Raw genomic sequence first — 15,149 nt, forward strand, 5'->3', positions numbered from 1 at the left:
CCAATATGCTTGTTATTATTGCCATTTACAGACTATTGACGCTGCCTCTTTCCATTTGTGAACTTTTTCCTAATGCTGTTTACCTCTGGTAAGGATTGGTTCACAACTCCTTTACCTGTCGCGAGATCTCTGTTGCAGATACCCAATCAAAACTTCCGAAAGCTTGTCGTTTAACGGGGCAATCTGCTTGGATATCTCCGAGTTGATTTCCTTTTTCAAATAGTCCCTCAAGGCTTCAGCAACCTGAGCCGCCATCACTTCCTGATTTGCCGGATTTGGGTTAACTGGATGGCCCGCAACAGGCATCGCGCCACCTGCGACCGGTACACCTTGCCCCGGCGCCAGTTGAGGTGGTGGTTGCACCGGAGGAACTTGCGGCGCAGCGACCTCTACAGCTTCCTCCCCGGTACCAATCACGCTCTTGATCGTGTTGATTTCTTCATCAATAGAGTCGCAAAGCTTAGAAGCCGCCTGCTCAACGTCAGACACGATCGTCTGAGCTGACGACGTTGCATCTTCACAAGCCCGATTGATTTGCGCCTGTTGCTGACGTATGTCCGCCACCACCTCGTTGTAATTGGGAATTCCCTGACGCAGCTGCGCAAACTCACTTGCTGCCTGATCCACGTTCTCCTTCACCTTGGTGAGTTGCAACACGGCATCGTCAAGCGCAGAATTGAGCTCTGGACCTGGCGTATTTGTCACTTTCTTCGCGCCAGGTGCATCTGCTGGCCCTTGCTGCCCGTTTGCGGCTGTACTCATCGCCTCGCTCCTCAAATTCAGGGTTACCTGTCATAATCACTATGCCGCTCGCTCTCCTCACCACACTCGTTAAGCTCGATGTCACCAGTTGACGTGAACCGTGCAAGGATCTGCTCCTCCACACCATCTTGTAGGACCCTGTCATCAAGATCGCGATCCATGTGCCGCTCAACATCGTCTTCAAGGCGGGTATCACGAAACCCTAAAATCACATCCGCTTCGCTAAAATCCTGATCACCAACCAACACCCCTTCAGCTTTCACCAGCGCATCCCGCGCCAGACTCAAGTGGCAAAGAAGCCCCGGCAAACCATCCACGCCAGAACTTGAAAGTGTGAGCGGCTCATCCTGCTCGATAACCCCTTCCCAGCGGCGCAACTGATTGAGGATCACCTCCTCCAATTCCTCTCGAATATATGTAACGTCCCGTTCCATGTTTCACCTTTTGAGCTAACAGGGGATCTGCTAACGCGTCAGAGCCCGAAGAAAAGTGGCAAGCAAAATGTAGTCACGCTGTAACAACTTTGAAATCTCTTGAACCAATCCCGGTAGCTGATCATCCTCCTTTAAGTCGCAGTGGTCTGGCTCAGGCTTGCAAGGAGGTTCAGCGCCATACGTGCGTCGTGCAAAACGAGAGCTCATTTTATCGCCTCCCCGTGATCAGCCGCTTACATCCTGAAAGGCAGCAATCGCATTGGTCACCATTTCATTAAGTTCAGTCAGCGCCGGTGTTGCAGCAAGTGCAGGGTCCTGCGCTATCTTTGCAGCAACAATCGCCTGGGCTGCCATAGAGATCTGCATCACACCGTTCATATAGGTCTCTGCGTCTTGCGAGGCATGTCCACTCGACTGCTTGGTCATCACGCTGTCAGGAATGGAAATCATGGTTTCCAGGCCCTGATAGTTCTGGAAATTTGTAAACTGTACCGCTTGAGTGATCTGGTCATTCAAAGCTGGAGTTGCAGGCGCTGCACTTGGCAATGACGGATAGGTCGGACCAGCGGTTTGTTCCTCCGCGCCCGCGCTAGAACCCGCTTGCGAGCGCGTACCGGTCGCCCCAAAGCCCTGAGCGTTCTGATGCCCCGCATCGCCAGCCGATCCCTTTTCACTGTCCTTCACCATGGTTTGCTGCGCTCCGGATTGACTGTTGCTCTCACTTGCTGTGTTGACGGCTGCTGCGTCCGCCTGTGAGGACATTTTGATCGTTGGAGAGGATTGCCGAGCACCCTGTGGTACAGGTGCCTCAGCCCTTGAGTGAGTTGAAGAACGCAAACTACGATCACCCAAAGGTCCATGGAGTAGAGAGATCATGCGCTTACGACGCATAACCGCAGTCTCGTACTCTTGAGAAGTTGAACTCTCACCTCTCTCCTTAGCCATCAAATTCCCTCAAATTAACCACCTGAAGGTTTAGACTCCGCTCCAGAGGTTGGGCCAATTTCCATAATGAGCTGGACACCCTTGGAAACCACTGCGGTCGAAATCTGATTCATGGACTGTTGGGCATGGGTTGCGTTTTGAACTGACAACCCGGTCGCATTGCTAACCACTTGATAGAGATTGGCGATTGCCTGAGACGGCGCCTCCCCCACCACCTTGACATTGGTCTGGGTAACGGCATCCGTCACCTGTGCATTTACAGTATCTTCCGCCATGCTCTTACCCTCACAGTCTAAGTCATTAACTATTCGGAGAGACGCGCCTCACACTCTCCTGTGAACATACAACTTGCTCACGCAAGCCGCCCACGCTTTCTAGAGCGGGCATTTCTTAACTTCTCGCGCAAAAACTGGACCCGTTTGCGCGCCAATGCCTGAGAGATGTTCAGCTCCTCGGAGATCTCGCTATAACTGCGATCCTCTACAAACTTCATGGAAAAAATCTGCTGATAGATAACCGGGAGCTTCTCCAGCGTCTGACCGATCAGCATCAACTCTTCTTTTTGAGCAAGCAAAACTTCTTGGGGTGCGGATTGTACCTCAGCGGGGGCAAGGTGTTCATCATAAACATCTTTCTCACCATCACGAAATCGATACTCATATCTCTTTTTTCGATATTGGCTGATGAACTCGTTTTTAAGCGCATACATAAAGAACGCGATTGGCTCACGCATATTCAAAGGGCGCTGCTCAAAATGTGACGCAACCTTTATGATGGTTGCAGACATTAACTCTTCTGCGGCATCCATATCTCCACTTGTAAGATGAAATGCTCGACCAAATATTTTTCTTCTATTCTCATTCCAATATTTCCAAACAGGCGTCAGATCATGACGCCCATCAAGATGTTCAAACTGAGTATTCTTACAATACATCCGCCACACCTCAATGTATTACGGTAATATTGAATCTCAGATATTTTCATGACCTATCATTTAGACAATCCAACATGGAATGCCATCAATAATAATCTTGCTTTACTGAGAATTATCCCGCTTCAATGAGGATTAAGATACGGATATTCTTTGGGAGCGAAAACCAACGCAATCTTATGGGTTGTAGTAAATAAAAATACAACTAAAAGCAGGCGCGTCAATGTACATAAGAATAAGACATTTAAATTCAACACCTTACAAGTTGCCTATGAATTAATCTGCATATATGCAACACAACCGGAAACAAGAGGAATGCCTGTTAACAACCTATAAGGTGTATTTTACAACCCGATACAACCCGGAAATCCGCTAAGGATATTCTCATGATGCCTCGCAGATCTGCCTTATGTTGACACCCCAGCGCGCCTTTTGTGACACTAAAACGAATCTTCTAGGCTTCGCCTTCATGCCGAGACACATACTCAGCCACAAATTTTACGCGGGCTGCAACATCGCTCTGTGGCACTTCGACAAGCGAATAGCCATAGGCTTTGTAAGCCCAGATGTTTGCCTCATAGTCTTGTTGTGCAAATAGAAAATCGTGCTGGCGCTCATCATCACCTGTGAAAATCTCAGGCCAGGGAGCACACACAAACACATAAGGCGAAAATCGACGCGAGCGCGCCTCTTCTTTCATCCTGTCACAAACCGGAGCACCAATGATACGGCTATACGCTATAGCCTCAATGAAACTACGGTCAAAAAACACCGGCACAGATACATCCGCGTCAACAGCATCAAAAGCTTCAATAGATCGCGCAAATAGCTTATCACGAAAAGCAGTTGGGTCCATGTCAGGGCGCGCAGAACCGCCAGAGTGCAGCTCGTCCTTTATAAGCTGACGACCGATCTCATCCTGGCATCGAAAGCCAAGATTTCCCAAGTGTTTCAATAAGGTAGATTTTCCAGCGCCAGACGCACCAGTAATGACGTAGATCGGCATAACGCCTCTCACAAATACATATCCTAAGCGAGCATAAGGGCTACTCTTAGATATGAACACCAATTTTCAAGGAGAAAATGGTGAGCCCGCACGGGTTCGAACCGTGGACCTACTGATTAAAAGTCAGTTGCTCTACCAGCTGAGCTACGGGCTCACTAAAACGAGACGCTTGGTGGGTGCATAGGGATTCGAACCCTAGACCGGCTGATTAAGAGTCAGCTGCTCTACCAACTGAGCTATACACCCAAACGTATCCCGCCGAAGCGATGGCGGGTGTATATATAGCCTTTTGCAAGAGCGCAAGGCCTGAGCAGTGAGTTTTCAAAAATGTCTTGTGTAAAGTAAACTTATCCCAGACTTACCTCCGAAAATCTACGAAGTTTCCCCTTTCCAGCACAATCAGAGGATGCAATCACCAGTAAGACACAGAAAAGTCGTGCACTGTGCCTCCTATCAATTAGTCCAATGTGCCCTCCTTCGTGAGATATCATATTCCGATACGCTACCCCTATCTCCTTCATGCATCTAGGCGCTTGTCACTTTACGCCCGCCCACAACAGGATAGTTCAAAGCCGCACATTTCTGCGGGTTTTCTGGGAGCTTAAAAGAAGCCTGCCAAAATGCAATACAAACAAGGCGGGTAAGCGCTCACGCAGCGCAACTTTACAAAAGCATTGCGACTGTTGCAGATAACTCAAGAAAACGAGAGGTCATTGCGGCGCAACATTGAGCATAGACACTTGACCTTTCTCTATAACTAAGCCTAATCTCTCCCCCGAAATTCAGAGTTTATCTAAGCCTTCCAATAGGGCGGCATGGTGAACGACCACACGGTTTGAACATCTCAAAGGAGAGCGAAGCCCAGCGGCTTCCAATACCAGTATGTATACTTCTATTCTTCTAATCGTGGTGGGAAGCGCGTCGCCGGAGTGAGTAAGGTCACTCGGAACGGTTAGACGCGCACATGGAGCCAAACGGCTCCTTTTTTTATGGCTAATTCGCAAAGAACTTTAATCAGGCATCTTTGCAAAACAAACAGCAAGATTGATCGCACACCCTTCAATCGAGCGTAACGGGCAGATACAGGCAACAAGGACTTGATGATGCAACGGGAGATGACAGGCGCTGAAATGGTTCTTCAAGCGCTGAGGGACAATGGGGTGGAGCATGTATTCGGATATCCGGGCGGCGCAGTTCTGCCTATATACGATGAACTGATCCAGCAGGATGACATCCAGCATATCCTCGTCCGTCACGAGCAAGGCGCAGGCCATGCTGCAGAAGGCTATGCAAGATCGACAGGCAAAGCCGGTGTCGCTCTTGTGACATCAGGTCCAGGTGCAACCAATATGGTGACCGCACTTACAGATGCGATGCTGGATTCCATTCCGATGGTCTGTATCACGGGTCAGGTTCCAACCAACCTTGTTGGCTCAGATGCATTTCAGGAATGTGATACAGTGGGCATCACCCGCCCCTGCACCAAGCACAACTGGTTGGTAAAGGATGTGAAGGACTTGCCACGCGTCCTGCACGAAGCCTTCTATGTTGCGACCTCTGGCCGTCCAGGCCCTGTTGTTGTGGACATTCCCAAGGATGTTCAGTTCGCAACAGGCACCTATGAAAAGGCACAAACCAACCCAAGCGCCCATAAAAGCTACCGCCCGCAATTGAAGGGCGAAATGACGGCCATCCGCGCTGCTGTAGAGTTGATGTCCAAGGCCAAGCGCCCTGTGTTTTACACCGGCGGTGGAGTTGTAAACTCTGGCCCAGCTGCCAGCCAGCTCCTGCGCGAACTGGTTGACCTGACAGGTTTCCCGCTCACCTCCACCCTCATGGGCTTGGGCGCCTACCCTGCCTCTGGCGAACAGTGGCTGGGAATGCTTGGCATGCATGGAACCTATGAAGCCAACATGGCAATGCACGATTGTGATCTGATGATCTGTATCGGCGCACGCTTTGATGACCGCATCACAGGCCGGCTGGATAAATTCTCGCCGAACTCAACCAAAATCCACGTGGACATCGACCCTTCTTCAATCAACAAGATCGTTCATGTAGACCTGCCTATCGTTGGCGATGTTGCGCATGTACTGGAAGATATGGTCCGCATCTGGCGCGCTTCCAGTTTCCGCTCTCAGCCTGAACTGAAGGGATGGCAAACCCAGATCTCCAAATGGCGTGCTCGTGATTGCCTGTCCTACAGCGAAAATAACGACGTCATCATGCCTCAATATGCGCTGCAGCGTTTGAACGCTGCCATCAAAGGCCGCAAGGATGTTTACATCTCCACCGAGGTTGGGCAGCATCAGATGTGGGCGGCACAGTACCTTGGTTTTGAATCTCCAAACCATTGGCTGACCTCAGGCGGCTTCGGCACCATGGGCTATGGCCTGCCAGCAGCAATTGGCGCTCAGGTCGCTCATCCAGACGCTCTATGCATTAACGTTGCAGGCGATGCGTCTATCTTGATGAACATTCAGGAAATGTCGACCGCAGTGCAGCACGGTCTGGCACCTAAAACGTTCATCTTGAACAATTCCTACATGGGCATGGTGCGCCAGTGGCAGCAGCTACTGCATGGAAACCGCTTGTCTCACTCCTACACTGATAGCCTGCCAGACTTTGTAAAACTGGCAGAGGCGTATGGAGGCAAGGGTATTCGCGTTACAAAACCGGCTGAACTGGATGATGCTATTCAGGAAATGATAGAAGCACCAGGCCCGGTTCTGTTTGACTGTCGCGTTGCTCAGCTGACCAACTGCTTCCCAATGATCCCGTCAGGCAAAGCCCACAACGAAATGTTGTTGCCAGATGAAGCAACTGATGAAGCTGTTGCAAACGCCATCGACACCGCTGGCAAGTCATTGGTATAGGTAGGCTGGGAGATACATTATGAACGCACAGAAAACAGACGCTCTATCGGCTTATTTCCTAGCCGAGACCAGCGATGTCCAAGAAACACATACGCTATCCATCATCGTTGACAACGAACCAGGTGTTCTTGCCCGCGTGATCGGCCTGTTCTCAGGCCGTGGCTACAATATCGACAGCCTCAGCGTATCTGAGACCGAGCATGAAAAGCACGTTTCCCGCATCACCATCGTCACCACGGGCACGCCGCAGGTGATCGAACAGATCCGCCACCAGCTAGACCGCCTTGTCCCAGTGCATATTGTGCGCGACCTCACCGTCGCTGCAAAGCATACAAGCCAGGAAAAGCCACTGGAACGCGAACTTGCGCTGATCAAAGTTCGTGGTGAAGGTGAGAAACGTCTGGAAGCGCTGCGCTTATCAGATGCATTCAAGGCAACTGTCATTGATGCAACCGTTGAACACTTCGTGTTCGAGATCACTGGCCGAACAAACAAGATCGACCAGTTCATCGAAATCCTTTCTCCGCTGGGTCTTGTAGAAGTATCCCGCACAGGAGTTGCAGCGCTGGCACGTGGTGGTCAGGCGCTAAAGGATCTGCACGACGAAATTTAATGGTTGGTGGACAGTTTTGTCCTATTGCTATTCAGCGGCGTCTTTTGCAAGTCTGCAAAGACGCCGTTGTATTTTAAAACCATAACTTCAATACGAGCTGCCCCATGAAGACGCCAAGTCGCCTGTCCGTCAACGTAAACGCTGTCGCCGTGCTGCGTAATCGCCGCGACCTTCCGTGGCCAAGCGTCACGCATTTGTCCGCTTTAGCTCTGAATGCAGGAGCCAAGGGCATCACCATTCATCCGCGCCCGGATGAGCGCCATATTCGCCACTCCGACGTGCTGGACCTTTCCCAAATGCTGAAAACCGAGCAACAGGGCAAAGAACTCTGCCTTGAAGGTTACCCAGACCAGCGCTTCATGGACCTGATTGAAAAGGTGCGCCCAACACAAGTCTTGTTCGTTCCCGATGACCCATCTCAGCAAACCTCCGATCATGGCTGGGATTTCGCAGCTCACATGGACCTCCTTAAAGAGGTAATTGCCAAAGCAAAGTCATGGGACATCCGTACATCTTTGTTTGTTGACCCAGACCCGACCCAGCCAGCACTTGCCGCGGAAGCAGGCGCAGAGCGTATCGAAATCTACACCGGCCCTTATGGGGCGTGCTACTCTGACAAAGAAGCTGAAAAACACGAGCTGGAAAAGGTCGTTGCAACAGCACAAGCTGCAAAGGCTGCTGGCCTTCTGGTCAATGCAGGCCATGATCTTACTGTCGAGAACCTGCCAGCACTGATTGAGCGCGTACCCTACATCTCCGAGGTCTCAATCGGCCACGGCTTTACAGCAGACGCTCTCATCTACGGTTTTGCAGAAAGTGTCCGCCGCTTCCGCAAAGCACTCGCAGAGATCTGATACACTCACCTTTCTGGTAGATGATGCAAAAATCAAACCTGCTGCAAGCATAAACACCTCTTGCAGCAGGTATTTTGTATCACCCGATCACACAAAAACTTGCACCAAAACGCAAAGAAACGATCCGCTTTCATGTGGTTACTGCCAGCCTAGCCAATGATTTCGTTCCTTGGCACATCCTTAGTCGTATCCACATACGTATAGTTAGCCTTCGCTCATGGCATACTAGCGATTTCGCCTAACGAGATCGAACTGGAGGCGCGCAAACACAAAAATCAAGCTTTGTATTACACTTGAAATACAAATGCGCATACACTAACTTAAATAACAACTTCTAATTGCGGTTTATTTCTTCAACACCAAGTTGGTTATGCAAAAAAGCGGGAGACTTTGATGGGCAATCGTAGCAGGCCACCTAACATCAATGGCAGAGATAGCTTTGAAAAGACTGCAAAGAGTGAGAACCACGGTGCAACACTTACCCCCAAACGTAAATCTGGCATCTTAACATCAATCAAGTGGCTGATAAGGAATTTCGGCAGGATCATCTCACTTGTTGCTCATACATTTCTCTTCCTTTGTTTTTTGCCTGAGGTAATCATCAGTTATTATGTTGAATTACTCCACCGAAACAGAAAATAAGATTACGCATTTAGCAGCTACAATCCTGAGTTAAATAAAAACGATTTCAATGCCCCCCAAAAGACAATTTGGAACAGAAGGCGCGCCAACTAAAAGCATCAGTCACGCGCCTCTGAGCCGGTTTAAGCGAAGATGAAATCGCTTTCGCTTAAGTTGCGAGTAAACAACCATGCAGTATCCACGTCCAGCACATCATCGCCATAGGAAATGGAAACCCAGCCTCCCAAAATGCTTGCGTCAATTTCCAGCTCTGCAAAGGATGTAACCCCCGCAGCCGAAAGGTCGATAACATCCTCCCCAACGTCAAAATCGTCAATTACGTCGAGTTGACCATCATCTACAAAGCAGAAGGTGTCGGCTCCATCTCCCCCGATGAGAAAGTCAGCTCCTTGCCCATCGTGAAGCACATCGTCACCATCACCTCCCTCTAAAATGTCATCCCCTGCACCGCCCAGCAAACGGTCGTTGCCATCTTCTCCGCGCAAATGGTCATTCCCGGCGAAGCCTTCCAATCCGTCATCACCTGAGTTGCCGCGTAAAAGATCATCCTTCTCCGAACCCAGAATATAAGCGGATTGCCCATAATGTCCTGTTGGATCGAGAAAAATAGGGAGATCTTCAACCCATGTATCATCCCGTTTTTGATCAGACAGACCAGAGATAACCACCAGACTGTCTCTGGTCATTTCGCCATAAAACGAGGACGCGCTGATAACATTAAAAGCAGTGCTGTAATTGAAGGGCAGATGAGCGGACCAGCTCGGCAGGTTCAAAATCCCACCACCATCTTGATACAGGATCGTATCGTACCAATCATTGAAAATGACGATATTGCTGGTGTCATACCCATAATCAGTATCATTGCCTGTCACATCCAAGCCATCAGAAGAAATGACCGAAGGCACTGGGTCGTTCTCCAGATCAAAACTCAACAGCTCGGCCCCGCTATCAAGCACCGACGCACCATCCTCTGGAGTATAGTGGCTCGCAAATGCAAGATAGTTGGCGTCTACAAAAAAGCCATCCAGCCACGCATTGCTGCGCTCTGCCATATTAGCAACAGCACCACCACCCAGTGAGTGACCAGTAACAATAAGGTCATTCCCTTCCAGACCATGAGCAATCATGAAGTCTTTAAGCGCAGATAAGAGCCCGCCAAACGCTTCTTCCACGTAGTGAGGTTCATCCTGAAAGAACTCAAGGTAATCGATCACATCACCGATCGAGTCAGAGATGATGTTATCAAGCGTGCCTGTTGTGCCGCGAAAGGCTAACGCAACCTGCGTGATGTTGCCCTCCTCGTCGTATTTGGCAAGCACATCTGCCTGAGCATCTTTAAATTCAAACGTCTCACCCTGAAACGTGCCGTTGTGATCGACCTGCGCTTCCTCATAGCCAAGATCGTCGGCAGTGAGCACTGTCCAGCCCTTCTCCTCAATCTTGTCACGCGCTGCTTGCTCGCTTTCACCGTTGAGCAAGCCCTCAGCATCCTCTGTTCCCCACATTGCACCAACAAGTGTGGCCAACGAAAACCCGTTCTCTTGATAAGCGCTCCCGAGCGCATCATCCAATCCGTGATAGCTGTAAAGCATCAAATCCAAAGCATCTGAAACAAGTTCAACAGCTTCACTTCCCTTATACTCAAATAAAGACATAGCCCCTCCAAAGTGCAAAGATCTTATTCCTGAAATAAAAATACATCCGCCGCAATAACCAATAACAGTACTATGTTTTTCCTATTTACTTGGCATCATTACTCAGAAACCACCCTAAGAATCAGATAATATATTAATATTTCTAGTCGATTGAATAACAATTCAATCATACTTCTTTCTACCCTTCGCACGCTGAAGAGAGTTTACCGTTTCTTATTCATGCAATGATCGAACGCGACCTGCAGCCGACCTTTGCCTACCGCCACCCCACACCCCAAACTCACTTAGCGGCACGTGTTTTTGTTGCCTCACCTCCTCATTCACGCTCACTTTTCTGTTGCATCCGTTCTGATTCTGAGGCATAACCGAACCGTACCGTACGGTACGCAAAAATTATAAAACAGATCGCAGGAATTCATAGACCGCCATGTTCACTGAGCCAGACCAACAAGACTTTACAGATCGCCAGCGTGCGGTTCTGGATAAGGCCTTGGAGCTGCTCGTGGAAGGCGGCGAAAAAGCGCTGACAACAGCAGCTATCGCCAGGGCGGCGGGATGCTCAAAAGAGAGCCTTTACAAGTGGTTTGGAGATCGGGACGGTCTGCTTGCTGCAATCGTAACCCGTCAGGCCTCAAAGGTTATTCCAGGCGCGGATCAAGCAGCAGACATGAGCGAAGCCGAACTTCGTGCCGCACTAGAAGTATTTGCCAAGAACTTGCTGGAAACGATCTCCGGCGATGTCTCTTTGGCCTTAAACAGACTTGCCATCGGGCAAGCCAGTAAAGCTGAAACAGGTTTAGGCGCCGTCCTTGAAAAAAGTGGCCGCGCCCGCATTGGCCGACAAACCACAGCTCTATTGGAACGAGGTTGTACCCAAGGCTACCTGAACTGCGAAGACCCGCAGGAAGCCTACAGCACACTTTACGGGCTGGTCGTTCGCGATCAGCACATCCGCATGCTTTTGGGCGCAAGCAAAAAAGCATCGGTACAAGACTTGGAGTTGGCGGCAAAGAACGCCGTCAAACAGTTCATACAGCTCTACGGGGCTAATAAGTAGAAACAAACCATATGTGCTCTGGGATGGCACGTTGGGAAATAAGGGAAAGTACCATGCGCGTATATTACGACCGCGATGCAGATTTGAACCTGATCAAAGCTAAAAAAGTTGCGATCATCGGCTACGGTTCACAGGGCCGTGCACACGCAATGAACCTGAAAGACAGCGGCGTAACTGGTATCGTTATCGCTCTGCGTGAAGGTTCAACAACACGTTTGAAAGCAGAAGCTGACGGCTTCACCTGTAAGACTGTTGCTGAAGCAGCCAAAGAAGCTGACCTGATGATGATGGCAACGCCTGATGAGCTGCAGTCAGACATCTGGAAAGACGAAATCGCAGACAACATCCGCGATGGTGCTGCAATTGCATTTGCACACGGCCTCAACGTTCACTTCGGCCTGATTGAGCCTAAGTCCACCATCGACGTTTTGATGGTTGCACCAAAAGGCCCAGGCCACACCGTACGCGGCGAATACCAGAAAGGTGGCGGCGTACCATGCTTGATCGCTGTTCATCAGGACGCAACCGGTAACGCTAAAGACCTTGGTCTGGCTTACGCGTCCGGCGTTGGTGGCGGTCGCTCCGGTATCATCGAAACCACATTCCGCGAAGAGTGTGAAACCGACCTCTTCGGTGAACAGGCTGTTCTGTGTGGCGGTTTGGTTGAACTGATCCGCGCTGGTTTTGAGACCCTGACAGAAGCTGGTTACGCTCCTGAAATGGCGTACTTTGAGTGTCTGCATGAAGTGAAACTGATCGTAGACCTGATCTACGAAGGCGGTATCGCGAACATGAACTACTCCATTTCCAACACTGCAGAGTGGGGTGAGTACCAGACTGGTCCGCGTATCGTGACTTCTGAGACCAAAGCTGAAATGAAGCGCGTTCTTAATGAGATCCAGAACGGCACCTTCACTTCTGAGTGGATGCAAGAATACCGCGCAGGTGGCGCAAAGTTCAAAGCAACACGCCGCCTGAACGATGAGCACCCAATCGAAGAAATCGGCTCAAAGCTGCGTGACATGATGCCATGGATCAAGTCTGGCGCACTTGTCGACAAAACCAAAAACTAACACTGAGAGAACTGCTTGAATTCAGTTCATCAAAGAGCAGATCATTATCGATCAACAGTCTTCAAGAGACTCGAGATCATGGTGACCTAAAGAAAACCCAGCCCTGTGCTGGGTTTTTTTGTGCTTAAAAATGCTCACTTTACACGAGATGAGCATAGGGTAATTTACATATTTATAATGTAAGTAGCCCAGTGGCCTTCATTCCAGATCTGGGCGTGGAGTTTTACTTGACGAGCGTTAGCAGTGAACTACAGAGGCTGGATAAGCACCCGATTTATTTCTTCGCAATCATGTTCTTTGGTGCTTTTTCGATCGCGTTCGTCATCCCTCTTCTCAGTACCTACATCATAGAGGAGATGCAGCAACCTGCCTGGAACCTTGCGCTGGTATTTGGTGGGTTTTCATTAGTCTCACTGTTCACCAACCGCATCTTCGGTGGCTTGATTGATAACGGTAGGCCGGTAAAGTCCTTACTGCTCATCAATATTTGCGCGTTCACAGCCCACGCATTGATCCAGATGGCCGTGCCCTCATTATTCACGCTCATCGTTTTTGGCATCCCACTGCTGGGAATAGGCACCGGCGCACTCTCAACGATGTATTCAACCGGGCGCTTATTTGCAGAGCAAACAGGGCGCAACCCCAGCACATTCAACCTCCACATGCGTTTATGCCTGTCGCTCGGCTGGGTCTTTGGGCCTCCCGCTGCGTTCCTGTTGTACAGTTCATTCAGCTTTTTCGAAATCCACTCTTCAGCTTTTGTCTCTGCCCTTATTTGGCTAACGCTCTGCCTTTTGTTCATTCCCGCAGCACTCAAAACTCACATTAAGAGGCAACTAGCCAAAGCAGGAGAAAGCGACGCAGTCCCAGCGATGCTCCTGATTGCTTGCATTCCAGTTTTTGCGCTTTCAGCCGCCAACTCAATCTTCATGTCCGCTGGTCCTGTCTTCCTGCTCAGCGAGCTGGCATTACCACCTTCCACCCCCGGTTGGGCCTTTGGCGTGAAGTGTCTTTCCGAGGTGCTCATCATCTATTTTGCCGCCAAGCCAACAGCACGGCTTGGTGAGCGAAATATGATGGTTCTGTCCAGCTTGGGCGCACTGCTGTTCTTTGCAACAATCACCAGCGCCACGTCCGTCGGCCAGGTGCTTTTATTATGCATTATCGAAGGCATGTACTACGGAATTTGCGCCAGCATCGGCATTACTTTCATTCAAAACTACGCGCTTCACAAACCTGGCGTCGCCACCTCATACTTCATTAACGCCGTGTTCACTGGCGGACTTGCCGGTAACATCCTGACTGGTGTCATAGCGTCCTACACCAGTTTCCAAAATACGATACTCTCAAGTCTCATTCTTGCGCTGCTTGCAACCTCGGTCCTTTTGATCATCAAACCCCCCGCCTCCCAGAAAATGGCAGCAACCTAAGCCGATCTGTGCAGCACGTTTCCCGCACCTTGAATCCACCCGTAAGTACATTTACAAGAAACGCGGCCTCGTTCGCTGGCTCACGCAATAAGCGTGAGTTTTCAATAAAATTGGAATGGAAAAATGTCTACGGCATTAGAAGTACAAATCAGCACCGACACAAGCAAAATGCAATTAGACAAGGTATTTCAATACCTCTCACAAGAGGCATACTGGAGCAAAGGTTTGCCGCGGGAGGTCTTTGATCGCTCGGTTGAAAATTCAATTTGTTTTGGCGCATATCTACCAAATGGCGATCAAGTCGCATTCGCCCGTGTGATCACCGATAAAGCCACTTTTGCGTATCTTGCCGATGTTTTTGTAGCTGAAAGCCAGCGCGGCCAAGGCCTCTCAAAGCATCTCATCCAAGAAATTCTAAGCCATTCAGACCTGCAAGGCCTAAGACGATTTTCGCTTGCGACCGCAGACGCACACGAGCTTTACAAAAAATTCGGTTTCACGCCACTTTCAGTACCCGAAATCATGATGGAACGACTAAACCGATCCATCTACGAAACTGCTCTTTGATAAGGCATCGCAGCCTATTTTAAGAAACCTTTCTGACTAGAGAAACAAAAAAGAACGAACGCTTGAAGCAGTTTACCCAACACAGACCACGCGTAAACAGAGGTGGTCCCGTTTGTTTGGACAGGTGAGCACGTTTTATAAGTGGTTTCGCTCCGATTACGCAGCAGCTTGATTTATGTGCTGCGGGTGGTTGCAGTAAGCCTGATCCTGGGTATTCCAGTCAAGTGATGAATGTGGGCGCTTCAGGTTATAAAAGGTGATGTATTGCCCAATGGATTGTCGCGCCTCTGGCACATTGGCATAG

The 15,149-nt window shown here is 49.8% G+C and carries 16 protein-coding genes and 2 tRNA genes; 7 read left to right on the top strand and 11 right to left on the bottom strand.

Annotation, left to right across the window (positions count from 1 at the left end):
- Positions 1-111: 111 nt before the first annotated feature.
- The 9 genes from BMZ51_RS13645 to BMZ51_RS13680 all read right to left on the bottom strand — a co-directional run bounded on the left by BMZ51_RS13645 (position 112) and on the right by BMZ51_RS13680 (position 4,324).
- On the bottom strand, positions 112-762 hold the full coding sequence (locus BMZ51_RS13645) for a hypothetical protein (RefSeq protein ID WP_068002269.1): 651 nt from the start codon (positions 760-762) through the stop codon (positions 112-114).
- Positions 763-785: 23 nt separating this feature from the next.
- Positions 786-1,196: a hypothetical protein gene (locus BMZ51_RS13650; protein ID WP_068002273.1), complete on the bottom strand. Its 411-nt coding sequence runs from the start codon at positions 1,194-1,196 to the stop codon at positions 786-788.
- Between the two features lie 30 nt (positions 1,197-1,226).
- Positions 1,227-1,403: a hypothetical protein gene (locus BMZ51_RS24105; RefSeq protein WP_175485028.1), complete on the bottom strand. Its 177-nt coding sequence runs from the start codon at positions 1,401-1,403 to the stop codon at positions 1,227-1,229.
- A gap of 18 nt (positions 1,404-1,421) precedes the next feature.
- On the bottom strand, positions 1,422-2,141 hold the full coding sequence (locus BMZ51_RS13655; protein WP_208979465.1) for a hypothetical protein: 720 nt from the start codon (positions 2,139-2,141) through the stop codon (positions 1,422-1,424).
- Between the two features lie 14 nt (positions 2,142-2,155).
- Positions 2,156-2,416: a RebB family R body protein gene (locus BMZ51_RS13660; RefSeq protein WP_054663306.1), complete on the bottom strand. Its 261-nt coding sequence runs from the start codon at positions 2,414-2,416 to the stop codon at positions 2,156-2,158.
- Between the two features lie 77 nt (positions 2,417-2,493).
- Complete coding sequence (locus BMZ51_RS13665; protein WP_068002276.1) at positions 2,494-3,075, bottom strand: RNA polymerase sigma factor; 582 nt, start codon at positions 3,073-3,075, stop codon at positions 2,494-2,496.
- A 451-nt stretch (positions 3,076-3,526) separates the two neighbouring features.
- On the bottom strand, positions 3,527-4,078 hold the full coding sequence (locus BMZ51_RS13670; RefSeq protein ID WP_068002279.1) for an AAA family ATPase: 552 nt from the start codon (positions 4,076-4,078) through the stop codon (positions 3,527-3,529).
- Between the two features lie 78 nt (positions 4,079-4,156).
- Positions 4,157-4,232, bottom strand: a tRNA-Lys gene (locus BMZ51_RS13675).
- Between the two features lie 16 nt (positions 4,233-4,248).
- A tRNA-Lys gene (locus BMZ51_RS13680) sits at positions 4,249-4,324 on the bottom strand.
- A gap of 857 nt (positions 4,325-5,181) precedes the next feature.
- On the opposite strand from BMZ51_RS13680, the gene BMZ51_RS13685 reads away from it, so the two are divergent.
- From BMZ51_RS13685 to BMZ51_RS13695, 3 genes are all read left to right on the top strand, one after another.
- On the top strand, positions 5,182-6,954 hold the full coding sequence (locus tag BMZ51_RS13685; RefSeq protein ID WP_068002839.1) for an acetolactate synthase 3 large subunit: 1,773 nt from the start codon (positions 5,182-5,184) through the stop codon (positions 6,952-6,954).
- Between the two features lie 19 nt (positions 6,955-6,973).
- Positions 6,974-7,567: an acetolactate synthase small subunit gene (gene ilvN / locus BMZ51_RS13690; RefSeq protein ID WP_068002282.1), complete on the top strand. Its 594-nt coding sequence runs from the start codon at positions 6,974-6,976 to the stop codon at positions 7,565-7,567.
- Between the two features lie 104 nt (positions 7,568-7,671).
- The gene (locus BMZ51_RS13695) at positions 7,672-8,421 is read left to right on the top strand and encodes a pyridoxine 5'-phosphate synthase (RefSeq protein WP_068002284.1); all 750 of its coding nucleotides are present in this window, start codon (positions 7,672-7,674) and stop codon (positions 8,419-8,421) included.
- 764 nt (positions 8,422-9,185) lie between these two features.
- On the opposite strand, the gene BMZ51_RS24505 is transcribed toward BMZ51_RS13695, so the two are convergent.
- The gene (locus BMZ51_RS24505) at positions 9,186-10,718 is read right to left on the bottom strand and encodes a triacylglycerol lipase (protein ID WP_244271357.1); all 1,533 of its coding nucleotides are present in this window, start codon (positions 10,716-10,718) and stop codon (positions 9,186-9,188) included.
- 427 nt (positions 10,719-11,145) lie between these two features.
- Here BMZ51_RS24505 and BMZ51_RS13710 point away from each other — a divergent pair, with 427 nt between their 5' ends.
- The 4 genes from BMZ51_RS13710 (at position 11,146) to BMZ51_RS13725 (ending at position 14,845) form a co-directional block, all read left to right on the top strand.
- A complete protein-coding gene (locus BMZ51_RS13710) occupies positions 11,146-11,775 on the top strand; it encodes a TetR/AcrR family transcriptional regulator (protein WP_068002291.1) in 630 nt (209 codons plus the stop codon).
- 53 nt (positions 11,776-11,828) lie between these two features.
- Positions 11,829-12,848 carry a ketol-acid reductoisomerase gene (gene ilvC, locus BMZ51_RS13715; RefSeq protein ID WP_068002293.1) on the top strand — a complete coding sequence of 340 codons (1,020 nt, stop codon included), beginning with the start codon at positions 11,829-11,831 and terminating at the stop codon, positions 12,846-12,848.
- A gap of 227 nt (positions 12,849-13,075) precedes the next feature.
- Positions 13,076-14,278 carry an MFS transporter gene (locus BMZ51_RS13720; RefSeq protein ID WP_208979466.1) on the top strand — a complete coding sequence of 401 codons (1,203 nt, stop codon included), beginning with the start codon at positions 13,076-13,078 and terminating at the stop codon, positions 14,276-14,278.
- Positions 14,279-14,401: 123 nt separating this feature from the next.
- Positions 14,402-14,845 (top strand): GNAT family N-acetyltransferase, encoded by a 444-nt coding sequence (locus tag BMZ51_RS13725; RefSeq protein ID WP_068002297.1) that lies wholly within the window; start codon positions 14,402-14,404, stop codon positions 14,843-14,845.
- 156 nt (positions 14,846-15,001) lie between these two features.
- Here BMZ51_RS13725 and BMZ51_RS23765 read toward each other — a convergent pair whose 3' ends face one another.
- Positions 15,002-15,139, bottom strand: a complete 138-nt coding sequence (locus BMZ51_RS23765) for an integrase core domain-containing protein (protein ID WP_083398022.1) — start codon at positions 15,137-15,139, stop codon at positions 15,002-15,004.
- Between the last annotated feature and the right edge of the window lie 10 nt (positions 15,140-15,149).

It is taken from the genome of Pseudovibrio axinellae, from assembly GCF_900110875.1.
GTDB classification, from domain to species: Bacteria; Pseudomonadota; Alphaproteobacteria; order Rhizobiales; family Stappiaceae; genus Pseudovibrio; species Pseudovibrio axinellae.

Coding starts and splice junctions, on each gene's coding strand:
- BMZ51_RS13645 (WP_068002269.1), bottom strand. CDS start 762: ATGAGTACAGCCGCAAACGGGCAGCAAGGGCCAGCAGATGCACCTGGC.
- BMZ51_RS13650 (WP_068002273.1), bottom strand. CDS start 1,196: ATGGAACGGGACGTTACATATATTCGAGAGGAATTGGAGGAGGTGATC.
- BMZ51_RS24105 (WP_175485028.1), bottom strand. CDS start 1,403: ATGAGCTCTCGTTTTGCACGACGCACGTATGGCGCTGAACCTCCTTGC.
- BMZ51_RS13655 (WP_208979465.1), bottom strand. CDS start 2,141: ATGGCTAAGGAGAGAGGTGAGAGTTCAACTTCTCAAGAGTACGAGACT.
- BMZ51_RS13660 (WP_054663306.1), bottom strand. CDS start 2,416: ATGGCGGAAGATACTGTAAATGCACAGGTGACGGATGCCGTTACCCAG.
- BMZ51_RS13665 (WP_068002276.1), bottom strand. CDS start 3,075: ATGTATTGTAAGAATACTCAGTTTGAACATCTTGATGGGCGTCATGAT.
- BMZ51_RS13670 (WP_068002279.1), bottom strand. CDS start 4,078: ATGCCGATCTACGTCATTACTGGTGCGTCTGGCGCTGGAAAATCTACC.
- BMZ51_RS13685 (WP_068002839.1), top strand. CDS start 5,182: ATGCAACGGGAGATGACAGGCGCTGAAATGGTTCTTCAAGCGCTGAGG.
- ilvN (WP_068002282.1), top strand. CDS start 6,974: ATGAACGCACAGAAAACAGACGCTCTATCGGCTTATTTCCTAGCCGAG.
- BMZ51_RS13695 (WP_068002284.1), top strand. CDS start 7,672: ATGAAGACGCCAAGTCGCCTGTCCGTCAACGTAAACGCTGTCGCCGTG.
- BMZ51_RS24505 (WP_244271357.1), bottom strand. CDS start 10,718: ATGTCTTTATTTGAGTATAAGGGAAGTGAAGCTGTTGAACTTGTTTCA.
- BMZ51_RS13710 (WP_068002291.1), top strand. CDS start 11,146: ATGTTCACTGAGCCAGACCAACAAGACTTTACAGATCGCCAGCGTGCG.
- ilvC (WP_068002293.1), top strand. CDS start 11,829: ATGCGCGTATATTACGACCGCGATGCAGATTTGAACCTGATCAAAGCT.
- BMZ51_RS13725 (WP_068002297.1), top strand. CDS start 14,402: ATGTCTACGGCATTAGAAGTACAAATCAGCACCGACACAAGCAAAATG.